The 14,297-nt window shown below is 60.3% G+C and carries 15 protein-coding genes; 11 read left to right on the top strand and 4 right to left on the bottom strand.

Features of this window, described 5'->3' with window-relative positions; genetic code table 11:
• The 3 genes from cysN to ACK3CV_RS04415 all read left to right on the top strand — a co-directional run bounded on the left by cysN (position 1) and on the right by ACK3CV_RS04415 (position 2,467).
• On the top strand, positions 1-1,428 hold the full coding sequence (cysN, locus tag ACK3CV_RS04405) for a sulfate adenylyltransferase subunit CysN (RefSeq protein ID WP_049196054.1): 1,428 nt from the start codon (positions 1-3) through the stop codon (positions 1,426-1,428).
• Entirely contained in the window at positions 1,367-2,056 is a 690-nt protein-coding gene (gene cysC / locus ACK3CV_RS04410; protein WP_077791443.1) for an adenylyl-sulfate kinase, read from the top strand. Before cysN ends, cysC begins: the two co-directional genes overlap by 62 nt.
• Positions 2,057-2,140: 84 nt before the next feature.
• The gene (locus tag ACK3CV_RS04415) at positions 2,141-2,467 is read left to right on the top strand and encodes a DUF3561 family protein (protein WP_033637158.1); all 327 of its coding nucleotides are present in this window, start codon (positions 2,141-2,143) and stop codon (positions 2,465-2,467) included.
• Positions 2,468-2,519: 52 nt separating this feature from the next.
• On the opposite strand, the gene ACK3CV_RS04420 is transcribed toward ACK3CV_RS04415, so the two are convergent.
• The 3 genes from ACK3CV_RS04420 to ACK3CV_RS04430 form a co-directional block, all read right to left on the bottom strand.
• Positions 2,520-3,242 (bottom strand): amino acid ABC transporter ATP-binding protein, encoded by a 723-nt coding sequence (locus ACK3CV_RS04420; protein ID WP_033637159.1) that lies wholly within the window; start codon positions 3,240-3,242, stop codon positions 2,520-2,522.
• On the bottom strand, positions 3,226-3,993 hold the full coding sequence (locus ACK3CV_RS04425; protein WP_086556831.1) for an amino acid ABC transporter permease: 768 nt from the start codon (positions 3,991-3,993) through the stop codon (positions 3,226-3,228). Before ACK3CV_RS04425 ends, ACK3CV_RS04420 begins: the two co-directional genes overlap by 17 nt.
• A gap of 180 nt (positions 3,994-4,173) precedes the next feature.
• On the bottom strand, positions 4,174-4,944 hold the full coding sequence (locus ACK3CV_RS04430) for a basic amino acid ABC transporter substrate-binding protein (RefSeq protein ID WP_164039468.1): 771 nt from the start codon (positions 4,942-4,944) through the stop codon (positions 4,174-4,176).
• A 405-nt stretch (positions 4,945-5,349) separates the two neighbouring features.
• On the opposite strand from ACK3CV_RS04430, the gene ftsB reads away from it, so the two are divergent.
• From ftsB to rpoS, 8 genes are all read left to right on the top strand, one after another.
• Complete coding sequence (gene ftsB / locus ACK3CV_RS04435; RefSeq protein ID WP_164039471.1) at positions 5,350-5,670, top strand: cell division protein FtsB; 321 nt, start codon at positions 5,350-5,352, stop codon at positions 5,668-5,670.
• Positions 5,671-5,673: 3 nt separating this feature from the next.
• Positions 5,674-6,381, top strand: coding sequence for a 2-C-methyl-D-erythritol 4-phosphate cytidylyltransferase (gene ispD, locus ACK3CV_RS04440; RefSeq protein ID WP_164141315.1), 708 nt, complete (start codon positions 5,674-5,676; stop codon positions 6,379-6,381).
• A 10-nt stretch (positions 6,382-6,391) separates the two neighbouring features.
• Positions 6,392-6,865, top strand: coding sequence for a 2-C-methyl-D-erythritol 2,4-cyclodiphosphate synthase (ispF, locus tag ACK3CV_RS04445; RefSeq protein WP_004932594.1), 474 nt, complete (start codon positions 6,392-6,394; stop codon positions 6,863-6,865).
• Positions 6,866-6,869: 4 nt separating this feature from the next.
• Positions 6,870-7,916, top strand: coding sequence for a tRNA pseudouridine(13) synthase TruD (gene truD / locus ACK3CV_RS04450; RefSeq protein WP_164141318.1), 1,047 nt, complete (start codon positions 6,870-6,872; stop codon positions 7,914-7,916).
• The gene (gene surE, locus ACK3CV_RS04455; RefSeq protein ID WP_033637163.1) at positions 7,897-8,658 is read left to right on the top strand and encodes a 5'/3'-nucleotidase SurE; all 762 of its coding nucleotides are present in this window, start codon (positions 7,897-7,899) and stop codon (positions 8,656-8,658) included. Before truD ends, surE begins: the two co-directional genes overlap by 20 nt.
• Positions 8,652-9,278: a protein-L-isoaspartate(D-aspartate) O-methyltransferase gene (locus ACK3CV_RS04460; RefSeq protein ID WP_033637164.1), complete on the top strand. Its 627-nt coding sequence runs from the start codon at positions 8,652-8,654 to the stop codon at positions 9,276-9,278. Before surE ends, ACK3CV_RS04460 begins: the two co-directional genes overlap by 7 nt.
• Positions 9,279-9,603: 325 nt before the next feature.
• The gene (gene nlpD, locus ACK3CV_RS04465; protein WP_033637165.1) at positions 9,604-10,599 is read left to right on the top strand and encodes a murein hydrolase activator NlpD; all 996 of its coding nucleotides are present in this window, start codon (positions 9,604-9,606) and stop codon (positions 10,597-10,599) included.
• A gap of 54 nt (positions 10,600-10,653) precedes the next feature.
• Positions 10,654-11,652: an RNA polymerase sigma factor RpoS gene (gene rpoS, locus ACK3CV_RS04470; RefSeq protein WP_004932578.1), complete on the top strand. Its 999-nt coding sequence runs from the start codon at positions 10,654-10,656 to the stop codon at positions 11,650-11,652.
• 79 nt (positions 11,653-11,731) lie between these two features.
• Here rpoS and mutS read toward each other — a convergent pair whose 3' ends face one another.
• Entirely contained in the window at positions 11,732-14,287 is a 2,556-nt protein-coding gene (gene mutS, locus ACK3CV_RS04475; RefSeq protein WP_033652988.1) for a DNA mismatch repair protein MutS, read from the bottom strand.
• Positions 14,288-14,297: the final 10 nt, after the last annotated feature.

The raw sequence follows: 14,297 nt of genomic DNA on the forward strand, positions 1-14,297 counted from the left end.
ATGAACAACGCAATCGCACAACAAATCGCCGACCAGGGCGGCGTCGAATCCTATCTGCACGCGCAGCAGCACAAGAGCCTGCTGCGCTTTCTGACCTGCGGCAGCGTCGATGACGGCAAAAGCACCCTGATTGGCCGCCTGCTGCACGATACCCGCCAGATCTACGAGGATCAGCTGTCGACGCTGCACAGCGACAGCAAACGCATCGGCACCCAGGGCGAGAAGCTCGATCTGGCGCTGCTGGTGGACGGCCTGCAGGCCGAGCGCGAGCAGGGCATCACCATCGACGTGGCCTATCGCTATTTCTCGACCGAAAAACGCAAATTTATCATCGCTGATACCCCGGGGCATGAGCAGTACACCCGCAACATGGCCACTGGTGCCTCCACCTGCGATCTGGCGATCCTGTTGATCGACGCGCGCAAAGGGGTGCTGGATCAGACTCGCCGCCACAGCTTTATCGCGACCCTGCTGGGCATTCGCCATCTGGTGGTGGCGGTGAACAAGATGGATCTGGTGGACTACCAGGAAGCGGTGTTCGAGCAGTTCAAACAGGATTACCTGACCTTCGCCCAGCAGCTGCCAGGCGATCTGGACATCAAATTCGTGCCGCTGTCGGCGCTGGACGGCGACAACGTGGCGAGCGAAAGCGCCCATATGCCGTGGTACAGCGGCCCGACGCTGCTGGAAGTGCTGGAAAGCGTGGACGTGGTCAGCGAGCGAGAAAACCAGCCGCTGCGCTTCCCGGTGCAGTACGTCAACCGCCCGAACCTCGATTTTCGCGGCTATGCCGGCACGCTGTCCGCTGGCGTGGTGCGGGTGGGGCAACGGGTCAAGGTGCTGCCTTCCGGCGTGGAGTCCAGCGTGGCGCGCATCGTGACCTTCGACGGCGATCTGCAAGAAGCGGTGCCGGGCGAAGCGATTACGCTGGTGCTGAAGGATGAGGTGGACATCAGCCGCGGCGATCTGCTGGTCGACGCCGGCGAAAGCCTGCAGGCGGCGCAGAGCGCGCTGGTGGACGTGGTATGGATGGCCGAGCAGCCGCTGGTGCCGGGCCAGAGCTACGACATCAAGATCGCCGGTAAAAAGACCCGCGCCCGCGTGGAGAGCATCCGCCATCAGGTGGAGATCAATACGCTGGCGCAACACTCGGCCGACACGTTGCCGCTCAACGGTATCGGGTTGGTGGAGCTGACCTTCGACGAGCCGTTGATGCTGGACAGTTATCAGAGCAATCACGACACCGGCGGGCTGATCTTCATCGATCGCATGAGCAACGTCACGGTGGGCGCCGGTCTGGTACGCGAAACGCTGCAGGCCGCATCGGCGGCGCGCGGCGAGTTCAGCGCTTTCGAGCTGGAGTTGAATGCGCTGGTGCGCAAGCACTTCCCGCACTGGGGCGCACGCGATCTGCTCGGTGGCCGATAAGGTGGCCGCTGAACTGAGGGCGACCGGGCCGGACGATGAGAACGTGGTTTGGCATCCGCACGCGGTGACGCGCGCGGATCGCGAAGCGCGCAATGGCCATCGCGGCGCGGTGCTGTGGTTTACCGGGCTGTCCGGCTCGGGCAAATCCACCGTCGCCGGCGCGCTGGAGCAGGCGCTGCACGGGCTCGGCGTCAGCACCTATCTGCTGGACGGCGATAACGTGCGCCACGGCCTGTGCCGCGATCTCGGCTTCTCGGACGAAGATCGGCGCGAGAACATCCGCCGGGTGGGGGAAGTGGCCAAACTGATGGTGGATGCCGGGCTGGTGGTGCTGACCGCGTTCATTTCGCCGCACCGCGCCGAGCGGCAGATGGTGCGCGAGATGCTCGGCGACGATCGCTTTATCGAAGTGTTCGTCGACACGCCGTTGGCGATCTGCGAGGCGCGCGATCCGAAGGGATTGTATAAAAAAGCGCGCGCCGGCGAGCTGCGCAATTTCACCGGCATCGACGCGGTTTACGAGGCACCGCAGCAGCCGGAAATCCATCTCGATGGCCAACAATTGGTAACAAATTTGATTGCGCAATTGTTAGACGTGTTGCGTGGTCAGGCTATTATCAAACCCTGAATTCAAAAAAAGCGTGTGGCGTTTTTCGCCATGCGCTTTTTACTCTAAGCCGCCGCAGAGCGAGCCGAATAACCAGGGATCACTATGCAAAATGTCACGCCTATCTTGATCGACTCCAAGCAGTCAAAACAGGAGAGAGAGGAGCCTTCTTATTCTTTCCTGGGCGGCGTCAGCGGCTTTGTTTTCTACTGGCTGGCGTTCGCGTTGCCGTTCCTGGTTTACGGTTCCAACACGCTGTTTTTCCTGCTCTATACCTGGCCGTTCTTCCTGGCGCTGATGCCGCTGTCGGTGCTGATCGGCATCACCCTCAGCATGCTGTTGCGCGGTCGTCTGATCCTGACGCTGCTGCTGACCGGCACCATCGTGCTGTGCCTGTTCTGGCTGGTGTTCAGCTTCCTGACCGGGTGGTGAGAGAGCGGGCGCCGATGCCGGCGCCCGAAGGATTGCAAAGCGGTGCCGAAGGTTACAAAACTTTGCTCAGAAATGCCTGTGTGCGCGGATTGGCCGGATGGCTGAAGATCTGCTGCGGCGTACCTTCCTCCTGAATGATCCCCTGATCGATAAACAGCACCCGATCGGCCACCTCACGGGCAAAGCCCATCTCATGCGTTACCACCACCATGGTCATGCCCTCGTGGGCCAGGGACTTCATCACCGCCAACACTTCGCCCACCAGCTCCGGATCGAGCGCGGAGGTGGGTTCGTCGAACAGCATGATCTTCGGCTCCATCGCCAGCGCGCGGGCGATGGCCACCCGCTGCTGCTGGCCGCCGGACAGGCTGTTGGGGTAGGCGTCGATCTTGTCGAGCAGGCCAACCTTGCGCAGCAGCTGTTCGGCTTGCGCGATGGCTTCGGCGCGCGGCCGTTTCTTCACGCTCACCGGCGCCATGATGATGTTTTCCAACACCGTCATGTGCGGGAACAGGTTGAAGCGCTGGAACACCATGCCCACGCTTTCACGCATCTTGTTCAGGTCGGTTTTCTGATCGTGGACGGCGAAGCCGTTGACCTCGATCTCGCCGCCGGAGAGCGTTTCCAGCGCGTTGATGCAGCGCAGGAAGGTGCTCTTCCCGGAGCCGGAAGGGCCGATGACGCACACCACTTCGTTGGCGGCGATCCGGCAGGAAATGCCGCGCAGCACGTGGCTCTCGCCGAACTGTTTTTGCAGGTTATGTACGCGAATCACTTTTACCGAACCTCTTTTCCATGTGTTGCACCAGCAGCGAGAGCAGGAAGGTGATGACCCAATAGACCAGCGAAATGGTCAGGTAGGGCTCCCAGTAGGTGGCGTAGGCGCCGGAGACGGTGCGGGCGGCATAGGCCAGATCCGCCAGGCCGATGGCGGAGGCCAGCGACGAATCCTTGACGATGGCGATGGCGTTGTTGCCCAGCGGCGGCAGCATGCGGCGGAAGGCCTGCGGCAGGATCACCTGGCGCATGGTCTTGCCGTAGCTCATGCCCAGCGAACGCGAAGCTTCCATTTGGCCGCGGTCGATAGACTGGATCCCGGCGCGGAAGATTTCCGACACATAGGCGCCGGCGTTGAGCGTGATCGCCACCACGCAGGAGAGAAAGGCGCCGTAGTCGGCGCGCAGCGCGCGGGCGAAATCGACGCTCATCAGGCCGCTGGTGACCAGCAGGCCGTCGCGCGGGTTGATGAACAGCGGCACCAGTGCGAAGTGCACGACCATGATTTGTACGAACAGCGGCGTGCCGCGAAAGGCGCTGATGTAGATGCGCACCGGCCACTGAACGCCGTAATGCAGAATGGGTTTCCAGATGCCGTGCGGCGCCTGCGCCAAACGACCCAGCCCGAGGATCAATCCCCAGGTGGTGCCCAGCAGCACGCAGATAATGGTGCATTTGATGGTCATCCAGGCGCCTTCCATAAACAGCGGCGCGTATTCCTGGATAATCTCCCAGCGGAAGTTCAAGATCAGATCCTTATTTAAGCGTGTTAAGGCTACTGCGCGTTGTCATCTTGGGATTGGGCAGTGCTCGCCATCCTCATGGACTGCGTGTCCACTCCGGTGGCTGTGCGCTGGCCGCACCCAATATGACTTAGCTCGCTACGCCTGTTTATTTACTGGCCGACTGCGCTGAGGCGCGCCAGTTGATTATTCCGCCGGCAGCGTCGGTACGTTGCTGTCGAACCAGGTTTGGTAGATCTTGGCGTAGGTGCCGTCGGCGACGATCTTCTTCAGGCCGGCGTTAATCTTGTTACGCAGTTCGTCGTTGCCTTTGGCGACGGCGATGCCGAAATACTGGCGCTCGAACTTGGCGTCGGACACCAGCTTGAAGGCCTTCTCAGGGTGGGTTTTGATATAGAACTTGGCCACGCCGACGTCGCCGACCGCCGCGCCGATGCCGTCTTCATACAGCTCCTGCAGCATCAGCGGCGTATTGTCGAAGCGCTTGATGGCGGTGCTGTTTTTGCCCAGCACATCGGACACCACGATGTCGCCGGTGCTGGAGTTCACCACGCCGACCTTCAGCGCTTTCAACGCGGCGATGGAATCGACCGTCGAGTCTTGTGGCACGACGATGGCCTGTTCGGCCGGGAAATAAGGCGCAGAGAAATCAACCATTTGTTTGCGTTTATCGGTGATGGTGATGCCGGAAATGATGATATCGCGATCGCCGGAATTCAGCGTGGCGAAGATCCCTTCCCACGGCGTATTGATCAGTTTGATTTGGAAGCCTTCGGCATTGGCCACCGCTTTGATGATGTCGATGTCGAACCCTTCCAGCTGTTTTTGGCTGTTTTCAAATTCGAACGGCCGATAGGTGCCGCCGGAGCCGACAACGTAGGTAGGTTCAGCCGCCAACGCGGCGGTGGAGAAGGTGGCGGCCAGGCAGGCGCCGATCAGAACTAAACGTTTTAACATCGCGATCCCCGATAATGAAAGGTTATACATTGGAATTATTTATGCACTAGTAGTGCATAAAAATAAGCCTCAATGAATGAAAGTGCAACCGCTGCATGAGGATTATTCTTTCTATGGTGATAAATATTCATTTTTTTGCATTGCTGTGGCGTAAGCAATGGGCCGGTAAGCGGTGGTACAGTGATTCTTGCTGCATAATGGAGGAAGGGCAGTGTGTCTCTCATCGGAAAACGCGCCGCGCGCGTCGGGTAAAAAGGGGCTTTTTTTGCCGCTTTCGCCGCGGATTTGGGTTATAAACTCGGGAACCCTTCATCCGTATTCTGAATTTGGCGTTGAAATGCCGCTCTCAGTGTGGAGTCCAACGAGAAGTTGTGGGATGATTGGTCGGTTTTTCAGGGGGCGGAGATGGGAAAACTTACGCTGCTATTGCTGGCATTGCTCGGTTGGTTACAGTATTCACTGTGGCTGGGCAAAAATGGTATTCACGATTACGTGCGGGTCAATGAAGACGTTGCGGTCCAGCAGGGCAACAACGCCAAGTTGAAAGCGCGTAACGATCAGCTGTTTGCCGAAATCGACGATTTGAACGGCGGACAGGAAGCGATCGAAGAGCGTGCGCGTAATGAGCTGGGCATGATCAAGCCCGGTGAGACTTTCTATCGTCTGGTTCCTGACCAATCCAGACGCAACGCGGTGTCTTCCTCGCAAAACAACGCACAAAAATAACGCATGAATCACTCCGCAGGCACCTTTCCCTCGGTGATTGCCGTCCTGCCCGCTGCCGGTATCGGCAGCCGCATGCAGGCGGAATGCCCGAAGCAATATTTAACTATCGGCCGGCATAGCATCGTCGAACACGCCATCCATGCCCTGTTGCGCCACCCGCGCATTGAGCGGGTGATCGTGGCGATCGGCCCCGAAGATCGCCAGTTTGAACAGTTGCCGATCGCCCAGGATCCGCGGGTGATCGTCACCGAGGGCGGCAAGCAGCGCGCGGATTCGGTGATGGCCGGGCTGAATCTGGCGGGCGATGCGGACTGGGTGCTGGTGCACGACGCCGCGCGCCCCTGCCTGCACGCCGACGATCTCGAGCGCCTGCTGGCGATTACCTCACACAGCAAGGTCGGCGGCATTCTCGCCGCGCCGGTGCGCGACACCATGAAACGCGCCGAACCCGGCCGCGAAACTATCGCCCATACCGTCGATCGGCAGGATCTGTGGCACGCGCTGACGCCGCAGCTGTTTCCGCTGCCGTTGCTCAAGCAGTGCCTGCAGCGCGCGCTGGATGAAGGCGCGAACGTCACCGACGAAGCCTCGGCGCTGGAGCATTGCGGTTACCATCCGCTGCTGATCGCCGGCCGGGCGGACAACATTAAAGTAACGCGGCCGGAGGATTTGGCGCTGGCGGCGTTCTATTTGACTCAGTTAGACAATTAAGGAGCGCATCATGCGTATCGGTCACGGTTTTGACGTACATAAATTCGGCGGCGAAGGCCCGTTGGTGATCGGCGGTGTTCGCATCCCTTACGACAAAGGTTTGCTGGCCCACTCCGACGGTGACGTCGCGCTGCACGCCGCGACCGATGCCCTGCTGGGCGCGGCGGCGCTGGGCGATATCGGCAAGCTGTTCCCCGATACCGATCCGGCGTTCAAAGGCGCCGACAGCCGCGAACTGCTGCGCGAAGCCTGGAAACGCATTCGCGCCAAAGGGTATCGCCTCGGTAACCTCGATATCACCATTATCGCCCAGGCGCCGAAAATGGCGCCGCACATCCCGCAGATGCGCGTTTTCCTGGCGGAAGATCTGCAGTGCCATATGGATGACGTCAACGTGAAGGCCACTACCACCGAGCAGCTCGGCTTCACCGGGCGCGGTGAAGGCATCGCCTGCGAAGCGGTTGCCTTGCTGATCAAGGAATAACCGCATGGATATGGCGAATCTGACCTGGCTGCATGGCCGGCCGCAGAGCACCGGGGTGTTGAAAGCCAATCCGGAAGATTTCGTGGTGGTGGAAGATCTGGGCTTTGCACCGGACGGTGAAGGCGAGCACGTGCTGGTGAACATCCGCAAAAACGGCTGCAATACCCAGTTCGTGGCCGACTATCTGGCGCGCTTCGCCGGTATTCACGCCCGTTCCGTCAGCTATGCCGGCTTGAAGGATCGCCACGCGGTGACCGAACAGTGGTTCTGCCTGCATATGCCGGGCAAGGACACGCCGGATTTCTCCCGGTTTGCGCTGGAAGGCTGCGAGGTGCTCTTGTACGCCCGCCACCTGCGTAAAATGCGCATCGGCAACCTGAAGGGCAACCACTTTACGCTGGTGCTGCGCCAGATTTCAGATCGTCAGGACGTTGAGCGCCGTCTGCAGGCCATCGCCGCGCAGGGCGTGCCGAACTACTTCGGCAGCCAGCGTTTCGGCCGTGGCGGCAACAATCTGGTGATGGCGCGCCGCTGGGCGAATGATGAAATTCGCGTCAAAGAGCGCAGCAAGCGCAGTTTTTACCTCTCTGCCAGCCGCAGCGCGCTGTTTAATCTGGTCGCGAGCAGGCGCCTGGCGGACGGCCTGCAGCGCACCGTGCTGGAAGGTGACGCCCTGCAGCTGAGCGGCCGCGGAAGCTGGTTTGTCGCCAAAGCCGATGAGCTGGAGACGTTGCAACAGCGCTTGGATGCCGGCGAGCTGGTTGTCACCGCGACGTTGCCGGGCGACGGCGAGCCGGGCACCGCCGGCAGCGCGTTGGCATTTGAACAACAATGCTTGGCGGAGCAGCCGGAATTGCTTACGCTTTTAAAGCGCGAGCGTGTCGACCCCGCTCGTCGGGCCCTGCTGCTGCAGCCGCAAAATATGCGGTGGAGCTGGTGGGATGACGTTACCGTGGAACTGCGCTTTTGGCTGCCGGCAGGCAGCTTCGCCACCAGCGTGGTTCGCGAGATCATGCAGCAGGATGACAGCGATGCGGATATTGCTGAGTAACGATGACGGCGTCAGCGCTCCGGGCATTCAGGTGCTGGCGGCGGCGCTGCGGGAATTCGCCGAGGTGCAGGTTGTGGCGCCGGATCGTAACCGCAGCGGCTCTTCCAATGCCTTAACGCTGGAGTCGCCGCTGCGCACGCAGACGCTGGCCAACGGGGATATTGCGGTGCTGCAGGGGACGCCGACCGACTGCGTTTACCTTGGCGTCAACGCCTTGATGCGCCCGGCGCCCGATATCGTGGTCTCCGGTATCAACGCCGGGCCGAATTTAGGCGACGACGTCATCTATTCCGGCACCGTCGCGGCGGCGATGGAGGGCCGGCACCTGGGGCTGCCGGCGTTGGCGGTGTCGCTGAACGGCCACCGGCACTACGCGACCGCCGCCGTCATTACCTGCCGCATCCTGCGCGCGCTGCAGCGCGAACCGTTGCGAACCGGAAAAATCCTGAATATCAACGTACCGGATCTGCCGCTGGCGGAGATCAAAGGCCTGCGCGTGACCCGCTGCGGCAGCCGCCATCCAGCCGACAAGGTCTTCTGCCAGCAGGATCCGCGCGGACAAAATATCTACTGGATCGGGCCGCCTGGTGATAAATTTGATGCCGGGCCGGATACCGACTTTGCGGCGGTGGAACAAGGCTATGTGGCGATAACGCCGCTGCAGGTGGATTTAACCGCCTACGCGGCGCAAGAAGTCGTGAAAACATGGTTAACCAAAGCAGAGGTTAGCGGGGAATGGTGAACAAGCGCATGCAAACATTGCTGACGCAGCTGCGGCAGCAGGGGATCCGGGACGAAAAGCTGCTGCGGGCGATCGAGGCGGTGCCGCGCGAGCGTTTTGTCGACGAAGCGCTGGATCATAAGGCCTACGAAAACACCGCATTGCCGATCGGCTCCGGCCAGACCATTTCCCAGCCTTATATGGTGGCGCGGATGACCGAACTGCTGAATCTGACGCCCACCTCGCGGGTGCTGGAGATCGGCACCGGTTCCGGCTATCAGACCGCCATCCTGGCGCATCTGGTGCAACACGTTTGTTCCGTCGAACGCATCAAGGGGTTGCAGTGGCAGGCCAAGCGCCGCCTGAAGCAGCTCGATCTCCACAATGTTTCCACCCGCCACGGCGATGGCTGGCAGGGCTGGGCGTCGCGCGGCCCGTTCGATGCGATCATCGTCACTGCCGCGCCGCCGGAGATCCCGCAGGCGCTGGTGGAACAGTTGGACGACGGCGGTATTCTGGTGTTGCCGGTGGGGGAGCAGGCCCAAACTCTCAAACGCATTCAGCGTCATGGCAACGAGTTCGTTGTCGATGCGGTAGAAGCGGTGCGCTTTGTGCCGCTGGTGAAAGGCGAATTGGCCTAGCGATCGTCTGATTTTTCGACCGTCGGCAAAATCTGTTGCACTTTCATCATGCCCGGATAAGGTTTTCTCGTTCCAATCAGGTGAATTTTCACTAGAATTGGCCTTTCTACGTAGTTGTCTTATGGTGCGGCAACGCCAATCTGGTTAGCATTGGCGCGCGTTTTGATGCTCCGGCGCGAGATGACCTGGCATTCAGGGATCGGCCGGCGGCGCCTTTACATCGCAGAAACTGGGAAGTGGCAAAAGCTCGGCTACGATGTAAAGGGTATTTTGGATATATCACTGATATTGCTGTCATGGGGGAAGCATGAGCACGGGAAGCCCAATGATTACGTTACGCCGGGTTGCGGTGTGTACGATGGTAAGTTTGTGGTTGGCGGGTTGTACGAACAATGCCTCAACGTCGGCCCCTATCAGCAGCGTGGGGGGCGGCGGCGCCGTTCCATCCGGCAATAATAATGGCGGGGCACAGCAGGCCAGTCCAGAGGGCCGCATTGTCTATAACCGCAGTTATAACGCCATTCCTAAAGGGAGTTACAGCGGCGACACCTATACGGTCAAGCGCGGCGACACGCTGTTTTATATTGCCTGGATCACCGGCAACGATTTCCGCGACCTGGCGCAGCGCAACAATATTCCCGAGCCATACAGCCTGAATGTTGGCCAAACCATTCAGCTTGGTAATGGTTCCGCCAACGGCGGCGGCGGTATGTTGGCGACGACTGACGCGACCCAAGGCGGCGTTCCGAAGCCACCTTCCACCTCCCAGATCCAGACGGCAACGGTTGATTCTCAATCAACTAACGCGTATTCTGAAAACTCGGGTAAACAGAATGTAGGTAAGATGTTACCTGCAGCAGGGGCCGCAGCGGTTGGGACCGCAGCTGCGCCTGTTACCGCGCCGGAAGCCGCTCCACCAGTGAGCAGCACCGTCAGCAACAGCGCTCCGGTCAGTACCTGGAGATGGCCGACTGACGGTAAGGTTATTGATAACTTTTCCTCATCAGAAGGTGGGAATAAGGGTGTCGATATCGCCGGTTCCCGTGGGCAGCCGATCTTCGCTACCGCCGATGGCCGCGTAGTGTATGCAGGCAACGCTTTACGGGGTTACGGTAATCTAATCATCATCAAACATAATGATGATTACCTGAGCGCCTACGCTCATAACGACACAATGCTGGTCCGGGAACAACAAGAAGTGAAGGCGGGTCAAAAAATAGCCACCATGGGTAGCACCGGTACCAGTTCAGTACGTTTGCATTTTGAAATTCGTTACAAGGGGAAATCCGTAAACCCGCTGCGTTATCTTCCGCAGCGATAGATTGGGCAGAATACGCTGATATTCTGCTCGCGGTATCACGGGTAGGAGCAGCATATGAGCCAAAATACGCTGAAAGTTAACGAGTTACATGATGATGCGGATTTCGACGAGAATGGAGCTGAGGCCGAGTCGTTTGATGAAAAAGCGCTGGTAGAAGAAGAGACCAGCGAGAACGATTTAGCGGAAGAAGAGCTGTTGTCTCAAGGCGTTACGCAACGCGTATTGGATGCGACGCAGCTCTATCTGGGTGAGATCGGTTATTCACCTCTGCTGACCGCAGAGGAAGAAGTCTATTTTGCGCGGCGTGCTCTGCGCGGTGACGTGCCGTCCCGCCGCCGCATGATTGAAAGCAACCTGCGGCTGGTGGTGAAAATCGCCCGCCGCTACAGCAACCGCGGTCTGGCACTGCTGGATCTGATCGAAGAGGGTAACCTCGGTCTGATTCGCGCAGTGGAAAAATTCGACCCGGAACGCGGTTTCCGCTTCTCCACTTACGCAACCTGGTGGATCCGTCAGACGATTGAACGGGCGATCATGAACCAAACCCGTACCATTCGTTTGCCTATCCATATCGTCAAAGAACTGAATGTCTATCTGCGCACCGCGCGCGAGCTTTCCCACAAGCTGGATCATGAACCGAGCGCTGAAGAGATTGCCGAGCAACTCGACAAGCCGGTGGATGACGTCAGCCGCATGCTGCGTCTGAATGAGCGCATCACCTCGGTGGATACGCCGCTGGGTGGGGATTCGGAGAAAGCGCTGCTGGACATTCTGGCCGACGAGAAGGACAACGGGCCTGAAGACACCACGCAAGACGACGATATGAAGCAAAGCATCGTCAAATGGCTGTTCGAACTGAACGCCAAACAGCGTGAAGTGTTGGCGCGTCGTTTCGGCCTGCTGGGCTATGAAGCGGCGACGCTGGAAGATGTAGGCCGGGAGATTGGCCTGACGCGCGAGCGCGTCCGTCAGATTCAGGTTGAAGGTCTGCGCCGTCTGCGTGAGATTCTGCAGATGCAGGGCCTGAGCATTGAGGCGCTGTTCCGCGAATAACGCCGGTTGTTGAACCGCATCAAATAAAAACGGTGAGCGTCATGCTCACCGTTTTTTTATGCCCGCGTTTGGCGCCAGACTACACCATATTTTTCAGCCGGTAGATCCATTCCAGCGCCTGGCGCGGCGACAGGGAATCCGGATCCAGCGCTTCCAGGGCTTCAACCGCCGGTGAGGTTTCTTCCTGCAGCAGCGTCATCTGGGTGGCATCGACGCTGCCCGATGCGGTGTGGCTGGAGATAGACTCCAGCTCGCGCAGCTTCTGACGTGCGCGCTTGATGACGTCGCGCGGCACGCCGGCCAGCGCGGCGACCGCCAGGCCATAGCTTTTGCTGGCGGCACCGTCCTGCACGCTGTGCATGAAGGCAATGGTGTCGCCATGTTCGAGCGCGTCCAGGTGCACGTTGACCACGCCTTCCATTTTCTCCGGCAGGGTCGTCAGCTCGAAGTAGTGGGTGGCGAACAGCGTCATCGCCTTGATGCGGTTGGCCAGGTTCTCGGCGCAGGCCCAGGCCAGCGATAGGCCGTCGTAGGTGGAGGTGCCGCGGCCGATTTCATCCATCAACACCAGGCTATGCTCGGTGGCGTTGTGCAGGATGTTGGCGGTTTCGGTCATCTCCACCATGAAGGTGGAGCGGCCGGAAGCCAGATCGTCCGCCGCGCCGACGCGGGTGAAGATGCGATCCACCGGGCCGATGGTGGCCTTGGTGGCCGGCACGTAACTGCCGATGTGCGCCATCAGCACGATCAGCGCCGTTTGCCGCATATAAGTGCTTTTACCGCCCATGTTCGGGCCGGTAATGATCAGCATACGGCGCTGTGGCGACAGGGTGAGCGGGTTGGAGATAAACGGCTCGCTCAGCACCTGCTCCACCACCGGGTGACGGCCTTCGGTAATGCGGATCCCCGGCTGCTCGCTCATGGTCGGGCAAGCGTAGTTCAGGGTATCGGCGCGTTCGGCCAGGTTGGCCAGCACGTCCAGTTCGGCCAGTGCGGCGGCGCTTTGCTGCAGCTCCGCCAGGTGCGGCAGCAGCAGATCGAACAGCTCGTCGTACAGGCTTTTCTCGATCGCCAGCGCCTTGCCCTTGGAGGTGAGCACTTTGTCTTCGTACTCTTTCAATTCCGGGATGATGTAGCGCTCGGCGTTTTTCAGCGTCTGACGGCGCACATAGTGGATCGGCACCAGGTGGCTTTGGCCGCGGCTGACCTGAATGTAGTAGCCGTGTACGCCGTTGAAGCCGACCTTGAGCGTATCCAGCCCCAGCTTTTCACGCTCGCGGATCTCCAGCCGATCGAGGTAATCGCTGGCACCGTCGGCCAGTGCGCGCCACTCGTCCAGCTCACTGTTGTAACCGGGGGCGATCACGCCGCCGTCGCGCACCAGCACCGGCGGGGATTCAATGACCGCGCGCTCCAGCAGCTCGCGCAGCTCGTCGAACTGGCCCACCTGCGACAGCAGCTGCTGCACGTGCGGCGTTTCCACATCTTGCAGCAGCGCGCGGATGTCCGGCAGTTGCTGGAAAGCATGGCGCATGCGCGCCAGATCGCGCGGCCGGGCGGTGCGCAGCGCCAGACGCGCCAAAATTCGCTCCTGATCGCCCACCTGACGCAGCGAAGGCTGCAGATCGGTGAACAGCTCCTGCAATGCGCCGATCGCCTGTTGGCGGGCGGTGAGAACCTTGATATCGCGGGTCGGCATGTGCAGCCAGCGTTTCAGCATGCGGCTGCCCATCGGCGTGACCGTGCGATCGAGGATCGCCGCCAGCGTGTTGTCGCTGCCGCCGGACAGACTCTGCGTCAGTTCCAGGTTGCGGCGGGTGGCGGCGTCCATGATGATGCCGTCCTGCTGGCGCTCCATGGTGATGCCGCGAATGTGCGGCAGCGAAGTGCGCTGAGTATCTTTGACATACTGCAGCAGGCAGCCGGCGGCGCGCAGCGCCTGGTGCGCTTGCTCGACGCCGAAACCGGTCAAATCGCGGGTGCCGAACTGTAGATTGAGCTGCTGACGCGCGGTCTCAAGCTCGAATTCCCACAGCGGGCGGCGGCGCAGGCCGTGGCGCTGTTCGATCAGCGCCATTTGTTCGAAGGTTTCCGGGTAGAGCAGCTCGGCCGGATTGGTGCGCTGCAGCTCGGCGGCCATGGTTTCCAGATCCTGCGGCTCGGCGACGCGAAAGCGGCCGGAGCTTACGTCCAGCGTGGCGTAGCCGAAGCCGCGCGCGTCCTGCCAGATCGCCGCCAGCAGGTTGTCCTGGCGCTCTTGCAGCAGCGCTTCGTCGGTGATGGTGCCGGGCGTGACGATACGCACCACTTTGCGCTCGACCGGCCCTTTACTGGTGGCCGGATCGCCGATCTGCTCGCAGATGGCGACGGACTCGCCGAGCTGCACCAGCTTGGCCAGGTAGTTCTCTACCGCGTGGTGCGGCACGCCGGCCATCGGGATCGGTTCACCCGCCGAGGCGCCGCGTTTGGTCAGCGAGATATCCAGCAGCTGGGAAGCGCGCTTGGCGTCGTCGTAAAACAGCTCGTAGAAGTCGCCCATGCGGTAGAACAGCAGGATTTCAGGATGCTGGGCCTTGAGGCGCAGGTACTGCTGCATCATCGGCGTATGCGAATCGAGTTTATCGGTGCTATTCATGCGATTATTT

This window comes from Serratia sp. TSO36 (assembly GCF_057808395.1).

Bases quoted from the DNA above. Each gene is read 5' to 3' on its own strand.
- cysN (WP_049196054.1), top strand. From the start codon at position 1: ATGAACAACGCAATCGCACAACAAATCGCCGACCAGGGCGGCGTCGAA.
- ispF (WP_004932594.1), top strand. From the start codon at position 6,392: ATGCGTATCGGTCACGGTTTTGACGTACATAAATTCGGCGGCGAAGGC.
- nlpD (WP_033637165.1), top strand. From the start codon at position 9,604: ATGATTACGTTACGCCGGGTTGCGGTGTGTACGATGGTAAGTTTGTGG.
- ftsB (WP_164039471.1), top strand. From the start codon at position 5,350: ATGGGAAAACTTACGCTGCTATTGCTGGCATTGCTCGGTTGGTTACAG.
- truD (WP_164141318.1), top strand. From the start codon at position 6,870: ATGGATATGGCGAATCTGACCTGGCTGCATGGCCGGCCGCAGAGCACC.
- mutS (WP_033652988.1), bottom strand. From the start codon at position 14,287: ATGAATAGCACCGATAAACTCGATTCGCATACGCCGATGATGCAGCAG.
- ispD (WP_164141315.1), top strand. From the start codon at position 5,674: ATGAATCACTCCGCAGGCACCTTTCCCTCGGTGATTGCCGTCCTGCCC.
- rpoS (WP_004932578.1), top strand. From the start codon at position 10,654: ATGAGCCAAAATACGCTGAAAGTTAACGAGTTACATGATGATGCGGAT.
- ACK3CV_RS04460 (WP_033637164.1), top strand. From the start codon at position 8,652: ATGGTGAACAAGCGCATGCAAACATTGCTGACGCAGCTGCGGCAGCAG.
- surE (WP_033637163.1), top strand. From the start codon at position 7,897: ATGCGGATATTGCTGAGTAACGATGACGGCGTCAGCGCTCCGGGCATT.
- cysC (WP_077791443.1), top strand. From the start codon at position 1,367: ATGCGCTGGTGCGCAAGCACTTCCCGCACTGGGGCGCACGCGATCTGC.
- ACK3CV_RS04415 (WP_033637158.1), top strand. From the start codon at position 2,141: ATGCAAAATGTCACGCCTATCTTGATCGACTCCAAGCAGTCAAAACAG.
- ACK3CV_RS04430 (WP_164039468.1), bottom strand. From the start codon at position 4,944: ATGTTAAAACGTTTAGTTCTGATCGGCGCCTGCCTGGCCGCCACCTTC.